Genomic DNA, 10,155 nt, shown 5'->3' on the forward strand with positions numbered 1-10,155 from the left:
CTGGAAGCCGGTGTCATCGCCGGGGCGCTCGCCGCCGGTGCGCTCGTGGAAGTGTTCGCGGGCCAGCTGCAGCTGGTGCTCCTGGTCCCCGCGGTGGCCGTCTCCGCATGCTGGTTCGCCGTCAGGTTTGGCGTGCCGGAGTCGCGGGAGCGCAGCGGCGGACGCGTGGACACCCGTGGCTTCACGCTCCTCGCCCTCGGGCTGCTGCTCATCACGTCCGGGCTGACCTTCATGCGCCTCAACGGGGCCGGCGCGTGGTGGCCGTGGGCGCTGGTGGGAGCCGGAATTCTGGTGTTCGTTCCGTTCGCGCGGTTCGAGCTGCGCGCGGCCGATCCGCTCGTCGACATCCGAATGCTGCGGGGTAAGTCCATGTGGCCCGTCCAGCTGACCGCCGGGCTCTTTGGTGTCTCGGTGCTCGGCGCGCAGGCCCCGCTGTCCACCTTCGCCCGGACAGATCCCGCGCTGCACGGCTACGGCCTCGGGCTGCGCGCCGGGCACGTCTCCATCATCATCGGCGTCTATGTGCTGGCGCTGCTGGTGGGCGCGCTGCTGTACCCGGTGGTGACCCGCCGGCTCACTCCGCGCTGGACCCTCGTGGGCGCCGCCACGCTCGTGGGCCTGGGCTACCTGCTGTTCCTGCCGTTCCACGGCAGTCTGATCCAGGCGCTGGCCAACATGGCGATCGCCGGTGTCGGCTCCGGGGCCCTCGTGGCGGCGCTGCCTTCGGCGGCCGCCGCGGCCGCCCCCCTCAACCGGACCGCGATGGCCACGGGTTTGACCAACACCACCAAGACCATCGGCGGAGCCTTCGCGTCCGCGGTGTTCGGCATCGCCCTGGTCAGCCACGTCCTGGCCGAGGCCGGGGCCGGCGCGGGGGACGCCGGTCAGACCGCGGCGCCGCTCGCCGGCTACCTCACGGTATGGACCATCTGCGGGGTCACCGGGCTTGCTGCGGCTGCCGCGCTGGTGATGGTGCCCCGTCTGGCCTTCTCCGATCCGGCGGCCGTGGCCGCCGCACCGCTTAGGGCCGGCTCGCACTAGGGGTGGCCTTCCTCCCCGGCGACTGAGGAAGTATGTTCTTAGCGTGACGGGTAGGCGGAGGTACCAGCGGGGGCGGACGGCGGCCGCGGCTGTCCTGGTGGCAATCGGCTTTTTGGTTTCGGGATGTTCGGCACCTACCGTACTGGCCCCGGCGAGTCCGGTGGATGCGCGTGCCGTGCTGGAGGATTTCAAGTCCCGGGACATGGTGGGGCATTTGCAGGCGCTGCAGCGGGTGGCTGACGCCAACGGCGGGAACCGGGCCGCGGGGACCTCGGGGTATGAGGAGTCGGCCCGCTACGTCGAGGAACAGCTGCGGGCGGCCGGATACTCACCGGTGCGGCAGAGCTTCTCTTTTCGGCGTGATGGCCGGGGCAAGGCGCGGGTAGAGTCCTTCAACATCCTCGCCGACACGGTTGGCGATGCCGGGCACACCGTGGTGGTGGGCGCGCACCTGGATTCCGTGCAGGAGGGCCCGGGCATCAACGACAACGGCAGCGGGGTTGCGGCGGTCCTGGAGACCGCGCGGTGGATGAAGGAGGCCGGGATCACCCCGGCCAACCGGGTCCGGTTCGCGTTCTGGGGCGGCGAGGAGGACGGCCTGTACGGGTCCCAGCACTACGTCGATGAACTCAGTGCGGCCGAGATCGGCCAGACCGCGGCGAACCTGAACGTGGACATGGCGGCCTCGCCGAACGGTGTGCGGTCCGTTCATGACGGGGACGGATCGGATTTCGGCGACGCCGGCCCGGCCGGGTCCAAGGCGATCGAGGACGTCTTCTTCCGCTACTTCCAGGAGAACGCGCTGCCGGCCGAGACCACGCCCTTTGACGGCGGCTCGGACTACGACGCCTTCCTCTCGGCCGGCATTCCCGGCGGCGGGCTGTTCACCGGCGATGTCGAGAAGAAGACCCAGGCCCAGGCACAGTCCTTTGGCGGGGCGGCCGGCAAGGTACTTGATCCCTGCTACCACGAGGCCTGTGACACGATCGCCAACACCAACCCGGAACTGCTCACCGAAATGTCCGGCGCCCTGGCCTACGGCACCGTGGCCTACGCGATGGCCAAGACCGGCTAAACACCAGCTTCGCCTTTCAAACGACTATCAAATCAAACGACTCTCAAAACGGTGTCCCGTCCCTCGCCGCGTTCGTCGTCCCCGTTGGCCGAGGAAGTCGGATGTCCATGGCGCCGGCGCCCATGTCCGCCGGATGCCCGGCGGCCCGCATTTTTCCGAGTAGCCCGGGGTTGCCGAAGGTGAGAAACGCTGCCGAATCGGGTAGTTAATCAGCCGTTTGAGGGGAAAAGACAGGTACCCGCTACTCAGGTGCTGTGAGTTTCCTGAGTTTACGATAAGAAACGGAAAAGCATTTGGGCAGGCGTCTAGGATCTGCCCAGTTCCCGCCTAGAGCACCTCTATACGGGAGTACATACGGGCCCCGTGAAAGCAACCGTCAGTGCGCCGCAGGCGCTGCACTGTCCCCTTCCCGCGCCCGTCATCCGGAAAACCCGGGTTGTGTTTGCGCTCGGGCATCTTCGCCAGTCGGAAGTACGGGGGACATCGACAGATGGATATCTTCGAAAGCTTGGAGTCCGAGGTCCGCAGCTACTGCCGCAGCTGGGACACCGTGTTTGAACGTGCGTCCGGCAGCAGCCTCTACAGTGAAGACGGCAGAGAATATTTGGACTTCTTTTCCGGCGCCGGAGCACTGAACTACGGGCACAACAACCCGGTGCTGCTGCAGCCGCTGGTGGACTATCTTCTCTCCGGCGCAATCGTTCATTCACTCGACATGAAAACACCGGCCAAGCGGCAATTCCTGGAAACCTTCCGGGAGTTGATCCTCGAGCCCAGGAATTTGGACTACAAAGTCATGTTCCCCGGACCGACGGGAACAAACTCGGTGGAGGCAGCCCTGAAGCTTGCCCGGAAGGTTACCGGCAGGCAGCATGTCCTGAGCTTCACCAACGCGTTTCACGGGATGACCCTGGGATCGTTGTCGGTCACGGGCAATTCAATGAAACGGCAGGGAGCCGGCGTCCCGCTGACGAACACATCGAGCATGCCCTATGACGGGTTCTTCAATGGTCAGATGCCGGACTTTCTGTGGCTCCGGCAAGCCCTGGAGGACAGGGGATCGGGCATCGATAAGCCCGCAGCGGTGATCGTCGAAACCGTCCAGGGCGAGGGTGGGCTCAGGGCTGCCCGGGCGTCCTGGCTGCGAGGCCTTGCCGAGCTGTGCCGGGAACACGACATCCTGCTCATCGTGGATGATGTGCAGGCYGGCTGCGGACGGACCGGGAACTTCTTCAGCTTCGAGGAAGCGGGGATCACTCCGGATATCGTCTGCCTGTCGAAATCCATCTCGGGCTTTGGACTGCCTTTGGCACTGACACTGTTCAAACCCGGACTGGATATTTGGAAGCCTGGCGAGCACAACGGAACTTTCCGGGGGCACAACCCGGCTTTCGTCACCGGCGCCGCTGCCCTGGAGCACTACTGGCGGGACGGCAGCTTCCAGTCAAGCGTCGCGGGGCTCAGTTCCCAGCTCCACGAGGGGCTTACCCAGATCGCAGCGGGCGTCGAAGGCGCCACGGTCCGTGGCCGGGGACTGCTCGCGGGTGTTTACTACCCCAACCCCGAAACTGCGGAGAAGATTGCGGCCGAATCCTTCGCCCGTGGTCTGCTCGTGGAAACGTCCGGACCCGAAGGTGAAGTGGTCAAGACGATGCCCGCGCTGACTATCAGCCCCGAGGATCTTCAGAAGGGACTCGATATTCTCGCTGCAGCCGCGGTGACTGTGACCGGGGAGCCGGTGGCCTTGGGATCAACCATTTGAGCATCCGAACAGGGCAAAACGGCTCAAAGGGGCCAGTGCCCCTTGCAAGAATCGAAGTAGATTTCGGGGAGCAAAATGGGTACCCGCAAGGCAACAGCTTTCAACGACAGTGATCTAGCGGAGACCGACCGGGCGATTCCCCCGGGTAGTGTCATTGTTCAAAAGTTTGGCGGTTCGTCTCTGGCGGATGCCGCGGGTATCCTCCGGGCAGCCGAGCGGATCGCCAAAACACGGACCAACGGCTATCGGGTCGTGGCGGTGGTGTCCGCCATGGGGGACACCACCGATGAACTCTGCGATCTTGCCGCGGAAGTTTCCGCCCGGCCGCTGCCTGTGGACCTTGACGCCCTGCTGAGCATCGGCGAGCTTGTGTCCTCGGCCCTTTTGGCGATTGCCCTGGCGGACCTCGGCCAGCTGCCCCGCACATTTACCGGCAGTGCGGCCGGCCTCATCACCGACAACATCCACGGCAAGGCACACATCACTGATGTCAGGCCGGACCGCGTCCGCAGCAGTCTGGCCCGTGGCGAGGTCCCCATCGTCGCAGGATTCCAGGGCAGGACGCAGAAACGGAACAGGGTGACCACGCTCGGCCGTGGCGGCTCGGATCTCACCGCGGTCGCCCTGGCCGCTGCGCTCGAAGCCGATATTTGCGAGATATACACGGACGTCGACGGCGTCTACACCGCGGATCCCCGGGTTGTCCCGACGGCGCGGAAGATCGAGATCCTCTCTAGCGAGGAAATGCTTGAGTTCGCCGCCTCCGGCTGCAAGGTACTGCACCTGCGGTGTGTTGAATACGCCCGCCGGTTCGGTATTCCGATCCATGTGAGGTCCTCCTTCGTGCCGGAGCCCGGGACGTTGATCCTGCCCGGCCTTGACCGTCATCCACCGCTCCAGCCCGCCAGGGAACAACCCGAGGTGACCGCAGTAGCCGGGGTCAACTCGGCGTCGAAAATCACTGTGGTGGGAATTCCGGACCAGCCGGACAGCATGGCGCGCATCTTGCATGTCCTCTCTCGTTCCGGGGCGCATGTCCAGGCAATTGTCCAAAATACGGCCGGCCCCGGCCCGAGGCGTTCCGACGTTGCCCTGATCGTGCCTGCTGCCCATGCGGGCAACGCCCTTGCCGTGCTGGATGCCGAAAAGGGAAGCATTGGATTTGAAGGTTTGCAGCACGAGGACCGGGTAGGCCGGGTGTCCATTACTGGACTGGGCATGCGGTCGTCCCCGGAAATCTTCTGCACCTTCCTCAAGGCCCTGTCCGACGCCGACGTGGAGCTCGATCTCGTCGACATCTCCGAGACGTCCGTGGGGGCTGTCACGCACGCCGACCGGCTCGCGGATGCCGAGCGCGCTGTCCGGCGGGCCTTCGGCATGACCCCGGCGGACGAGGCAACGGCGGCCGGTCATGAAGGCCATCTCACACCCGCTGTTGGCCCCCCGCTCCAGACGTGGGTCCCGATTTCCGGCCAGGATATGACCCCTGTTCCGGCGGGCGACAGAACTGTGGCACGTCACTTCTAGCGAAGGAGCTAAAGGATGGGCAAGACCGCGAGGACCGGCAACGGCCTCACCAGACCTCCCGAGTTGCGGGGAATCATGTCGATGATCGGCGGCTCGGAAGGCGGAACTGTCCTCACGTCGGCTGCGCCCGATCAGGCCGCTCGCTGGCAGCGGGGCGAGCGGTTGGACCGGCTGTTTGAGGATAGTTGCGACCGCTTGCGGGAACAGGGGCGCGGCGACCAGGTTGCAGTCGATGCGGGGGACGTTGTCCTGACGTACACGGAGCTGGATGAACGGGCGAACCAGCTGGCGCGGCATCTCCTGGTGTGCGGTGCCCGGCCGGGTGACCGCATCGCCCTGCTGTTTGACCAGCCATGGCGGGCCTACGTGGCAATGCTGGCTGTTCTGAAGATCCACGCGGCCTATGTTCCCCTGGACCCTGGGTTTCCCCCTGACCGTCTTCAGTACATTGTCGAGGACGCCAACGTGGCCATGGTCCTGTCTCTGTCCCATCTGAGGGATCTGCTGCCTGAGGTAGCCGCCGTCACGGTGTGCGTCGATGATGTGCAGGCCCAGATCGACGCCGAGGAATCCTCCCGTTTGGGAACCGCGGACCATGGCGGAACCAAGGATGAGCTGGCATACATTATCTACACCTCCGGCTCGACCGGCCGGCCCAAGGGCGTGGCAGTGGAGCAGGCCAGCATCTGCAATTTTGTCCGGGTGGCCTCTGACATCTACGGGATTGAGTCCACTGACCGCGTGTACCAAGGCATGACGATCGCCTTCGAYTTCTCGGTGGAGGAAATCTGGGTTGCCTGGATGGTCGGAGCCACGCTGGTGCCCAAACCGGGCCGGTCCAGCATGCTGGGTGCCGAACTCGCTGAGTACCTGCAGGAAAAACGGATCACCGCCCTTTGCTGCGTTCCAACGCTGCTGGCCACGCTTGACGAGGACCTGCCCGATTTGCGGTTCCTGCTGGTCTCAGGAGAGGCGTGCCCGAAGGATCTCGTGATGCGCTGGCACCGCCCCGGCCGGCGCTTCCTGAACGTCTACGGCCCCACCGAAGCGACCGTGACTGCCACCTGGTCGGTCCTGGACCCGGACCTGCCCGTGTCCCTCGGAGTGCCCTTGCCCACCTACACCGCGGTCATTGTGGATCCCGCCGAGCTTCGGGCCCTGCCGCGCGGTGAAATGGGAGAAATCGGCCTCGCAGGGGTGGGGCTGGCGCGCGGGTACGTGAACCGTCAGGACCTGACAGAGCGGGCCTTTGTCCCGGATTTCCTCGGAATTGAGAACAATCCCTCCGGCCGGATTTATCGCACCGGGGACCTCGGACGGGTGAACGACGACGGGCAGCTCGAATATTTCGGCCGGATCGATACCCAAGTCAAAATACGTGGCTACCGCATCGAACTGAGCGAAATAGAATCCGTCCTCCTGCAGCTCCCCGGCATTGCACAGGCAGTCGTACAGACGTATGAGCCGGAACAAGGAACCGTGGAGCTGGCCGCCTACTACACCCTGCGCCAGGACGTGGAGGGCGTGGATGCTCATGACCTCCACCGGATGCTGCGCACCAGGCTCCCCGGATACATGGTTCCTGCCTATTTTGAACAGCTGGACTCCATTCCCATGATGGCCAGTGACAAAGTGGACAGGAAGCGGCTACCCCGTCCCGAGCACAGGATCAGCCGGGCGGCTGCGGGGTCCTTCACTGCCCCCACAACCGCCGCCGAAGAGGCCCTGGCCGCGCAGCTTGGCACCGTCCTGAGCCTTGAGAAGGTTTCCACCGATGCCCACTTCTTCAACGACCTTGGCGCCGACTCGCTGTTGATGGCCCGCTATTGCGCCCGCATCAGGAAAGAAACCGCCCTGCCCGCAGCCGCGATGCAGGATATCTATGAGAACCCGACGGTCCGGCAGCTCGCCGCCTGCCTCGAAGCCCGGCACAGTGAATCCGTCCTCGTTGCGGCCGTAGCAGAGACCGACGCTGTACCCCCGGTTCCGATGCCACCACCCAGCACCTTCCAGTTCGTCATGTGCGGGGCAATTCAGTTGCTGATTTTCCTGGCTTACACTTCGTACGCTGCTTCCCTGCTGATTATCGGCTTCCAGTGGACATCCGGGGGCAGCAATCCATTTGACATGTGGCTGCGGTCCATTGGTTTCGGCGCCGCCATGTTCCTGATCCTTTCCGTGACCCCGATCCTCGCCAAGTGGATTCTGGTTGGGCGGTGGAAGCCGGGCAACATCCGAATATGGAGTCTGGCTTATCTCCGTTTTTGGGCAGTCAAGACACTTACCAGGGCAAATCCACTGGTCTTGTTCGTCGGCTCTCCGCTGTATGTGGTGTACCTGCGGCTCCTGGGTGCAAAGATCGGCAAGGGGGTGGTGATCTTCTCCCGGAAGGTGCCCGCGTGCCCGGACCTGCTCAGCGTCGGTGACAACACAGTCATCCACAAGAACTCCTCGTTCCAATGCTATCGGGCACGCTCGGGCATGATTGAAACCGGTCCCGTGATGCTGGGCAGAAATGTCCTTGTGTCGGAGAAAACCACGTTGGACATCGCTACGTCGATGGGAGACGACACTCAGCTGGGACATGCTTCATCGTTGCAGACCGGGCAGGTTGTACCTGGTGGACAAATCTGGCACGGTTCGCCTGCTGCGCGCACCAACACCAATTACCTGCGTGTCCCGCCCACTAATTGCGGCACGCGACGCAGGGTCATTTTCAGCCTTCTCCAGTTGTTCAACCGTTTGGTCCTGGTGGTTCCGGCGGGCCTTCTCGGGCTGGCCGTGCTCCTGCCCCCCTACCTGAGCACGGGACACCTGCAGCCGGGCTCCCCAAACTTTTTCATAGACGTACTCGCCGTAACAGTGGTTCTGTTCGTTGTCGGGCTGATCACCGGCCTGATCATCATCTTCAGCATCCCGCGTTTGCTCAAYCGCTTCATCAAGCCGGAAAAGGTCTATCCGCTGTACGGCGTGCACTTCACCATCCAGCGCATGATCGCCCGCGTGTCCAACGTCAAACTGTACAAAGATGTCTTCGGCGATAGTTCGTACATAGTGCACTATCTGAAGGCCTTGGGTTATAACCTCGGCAGGGTGGAGCAAACCGGGTCAAACTTCGGCCCCACACTGGCCCACGAGTCGCCGTTCCTGAGCTCAGTGGGAACAGGAACTATGGTCGCGGACGGCCTCAACATGATGAACGCCGACTTCTCAAGCACGTCGTTCCGTCTCTCGCGGGTCCACCTGGCTGGCCACAACTTTCTCGGTAATGCCATCAGTGTTCCGATCGGATCCAGGGTCGGGGAGAACTGTCTCTTGGCCACGAAGGTGATGATTCCGATCGACGGTCCGATCCGTGCGGATGTGGGCCTGCTGGGGTCACCGCCGTTCGAGATTCCCCGGTCTGTTCAGCGTGACGCCCAATTTGATGAACAGACGATTGCAGAGGCGCGGAACAGCGCTCTCCCGGCAAAGAACCGGCACAACATCCTGAGCATGGTGCTGTTCCTGGCCGTGCGCTGGTTCCTGTTGTTTGTTGCCACGTTTAGCGCCGCCGTTGCCGTGTCGGCATTCAGCTTCCTCGGTGTGCTGGCGATCGCAGCCATGATGCTCACCTTGCTGCTGTTCCGCGTACTGATTGCCGTGCTTGTTGAGCGCTCGGTCATGGGCTTCCGCCACCTGAAGCCGCAATACTGCTCCATCTACGACCCCTACTTCTGGCGGCACGAACGTCTATGGAAGCTGCTGGCCATGCCGGGCTTCAACGGAACCCCGTTCAAGCCCGTGATCTGGCGAATGCTGGGCGTCAAGGTCGGCAAGCGGCTCTACGATGCCGGCGCCAACATACCGGARAAAACTCTTGTGGCTATCGGTGATGATTGTGCGTTCAATGAAGGAGCCACCATTCAGGGCCACTCCATGGAAGACGGGGCCTTCAAGTCCGACTACATCGTTCTCGGCAACCGCTGCTCCCTTGGCGTGGATTCGTGGGTCAACTACGGGGTGACGATGCAGGATGGTTCGTCACTCGGTGCCGACGCCCTCTTGATGAAGGGCGAAGACGTCCCGGAAGATGCAACCTATACCGGCAACCCGGCGCGCGAGGTGACGGTCCCCGCAGCACCGTCAACCCTCGCGGCCTTGGTGTCCAGCGGGCCCCGTCACAGGGACGGCGTCGCGGCGGCTGGTGGCCGCCCGAAGCCCTCTAGGGGATCCCACGGAACCCATGCAGCACATGGCGCCCGTGGCACCCACGGGACGCTCCCGGCATCGCGGGACAAGGCAGGGACGCCGGGTTCTGGTTCCTAGTGCGAACTGGTTGGCAGGGGAGCGTCTTCGGGGAAGTCGTCGGGGAAGTCCTCGGTCACGGCCGGCCCGGAATGGCGTCCACGGCGCAGCGACTTCTGCAGTGCCCTGCGCTCGCGCCGGCCTTCCACGAGCCGGTACAGCACCGGGACCAGGATGAGTGTGAGGGCGGTGGAGGAGATCAGGCCGCCGATCACCACGATCGCCAGGGGCTGGGAGATGAATCCGCCGCCGCCAGTCAGTCCCAGCGCCATCGGTGTCAGGGCGCATACCGTGGCGAGCGCCGTCATGAGGATGGGGCGGAGGCGCTGGCGGGCGCCGTGCGTGATCGCGTCCGCCACGTTCATCCCGGKTTCGCCGTTGCGCGGCTGGCGGTACTGGTTGATGAGGTCGATCAGCACAATCGCATTGGTCACCACGATGCCCACGAGCATCAACATGCCGA

6 protein-coding genes are annotated in these 10,155 nt (G+C 64.0%); 5 read left to right on the top strand and 1 reads right to left on the bottom strand.

Annotation, left to right across the window (positions count from 1 at the left end):
- From AC1D1S_RS15715 to AC1D1S_RS15735, 5 genes are all read left to right on the top strand, one after another.
- Positions 1-1,041 (top strand): MFS transporter (locus AC1D1S_RS15715; RefSeq protein ID WP_476994876.1); only part of this gene is annotated, 1,041 nt, incomplete at its 5' end.
- 175 nt (positions 1,042-1,216) lie between these two features.
- Entirely contained in the window at positions 1,217-2,116 is a 900-nt protein-coding gene (locus AC1D1S_RS15720; RefSeq protein ID WP_476943372.1) for a M20/M25/M40 family metallo-hydrolase, read from the top strand.
- A 490-nt stretch (positions 2,117-2,606) separates the two neighbouring features.
- A complete protein-coding gene (gene ectB / locus AC1D1S_RS15725) occupies positions 2,607-3,878 on the top strand; it encodes a diaminobutyrate--2-oxoglutarate transaminase (RefSeq protein WP_243181302.1) in 1,272 nt (423 codons plus the stop codon).
- 75 nt (positions 3,879-3,953) lie between these two features.
- Positions 3,954-5,405: an aspartate kinase gene (locus AC1D1S_RS15730; protein WP_476944099.1), complete on the top strand. Its 1,452-nt coding sequence runs from the start codon at positions 3,954-3,956 to the stop codon at positions 5,403-5,405.
- 15 nt (positions 5,406-5,420) lie between these two features.
- Positions 5,421-9,713 carry a Pls/PosA family non-ribosomal peptide synthetase gene (locus AC1D1S_RS15735; RefSeq protein WP_476994877.1) on the top strand — a complete coding sequence of 1,431 codons (4,293 nt, stop codon included), beginning with the start codon at positions 5,421-5,423 and terminating at the stop codon, positions 9,711-9,713.
- On the opposite strand, the gene AC1D1S_RS15740 is transcribed toward AC1D1S_RS15735, so the two are convergent.
- On the bottom strand, positions 9,710-10,155 hold a 446-nt coding region (locus tag AC1D1S_RS15740), incomplete at its 5' end, for an efflux RND transporter permease subunit (RefSeq protein ID WP_476994878.1). The genes AC1D1S_RS15735 and AC1D1S_RS15740 overlap by 4 nt on opposite strands.

The organism is Arthrobacter sp. P1_A5 (assembly GCF_056406825.1).

Coding starts and splice junctions, on each gene's coding strand:
- AC1D1S_RS15730 (WP_476944099.1), top strand. CDS start 3,954: ATGGGTACCCGCAAGGCAACAGCTTTCAACGACAGTGATCTAGCGGAG.